Here is a 788-nt window from a genome sequence, read left to right as displayed (position 1 = left end):
CGGGTCCGGCGGTTTCAAGACGACCTCCGTCACCGTGCCGACGGCGCTCAAATGGGGCGGCAGCCTGGTGGCGCTCGACCCATCCAACGAAGTGGCGCCCATGGTCATCGCGCATCGCCGCAAGGCCGATCGCGATGTGTTCGTGCTCGACCCGCGCGATCCATCGACCGGCTTCAACGTGCTCGACTGGATCGGCCGCTTCGGCGGCACCAAGGAAGAAGACGTGGTGGCAGTCGCCAGTTGGGTGGTGACCGATACCGGCCGTTCGACGTCAATCCGTGACGACTTCTTCCGCGCCTCGGCGCTGCAGCTCATCACCGCGCTGATCGCGGATGTCTGCCTGTCAGGGCACACGGAAAAAGAGGATCTGCATTTGCGGCAGATGCGGATGAATCTCTCCGAGCCCGAGCCGAAGCTGCGCGAGCGGCTGCAGCTGATCTACGACAATTCGGGGTCGGATTTCGTCAAGGAGAACGTCGCGCCCTTCATCGCCATGACGCCGGAAACCTTTTCCGGCGTCTATGCCTATGTGGTCAAGGAAACGCACTGGCTAAGCTATCCGAACTATGCCGCCCTGGTCTCGGGATCGAGCTTCGCCACCGACGACATCACCAATGGCCGGACGGACATCTTCATCAATCTCGACCTCAAGATGCTGGAGACGCATCCCGGCCTCGCGCGCACCATCATCGGTGCCCTGCTGAACGCTATCTATAACCGCGATGGCGAGGTGACGGGCCGGACGCTGTTTCTGCTCGATGAGGTTGCCCGCCTCGGCTATTTAAGAA

Annotated in this window: 1 protein-coding gene; it reads left to right on the top strand. The window is 61.9% G+C overall.

The annotated features are described in order from the left end of the window. Positions 1-788 (top strand): type IV secretory system conjugative DNA transfer family protein (locus tag CEV33_RS00005; protein ID WP_167388063.1); only part of this gene is annotated, 788 nt, incomplete at both ends.

Source organism: Brucella grignonensis, from assembly GCF_002252505.1.
Taxonomy (GTDB): Bacteria; Pseudomonadota; Alphaproteobacteria; order Rhizobiales; family Rhizobiaceae; genus Brucella; species Brucella grignonensis.
This window is presented reverse-complemented; position numbering and strand designations above follow the sequence as displayed.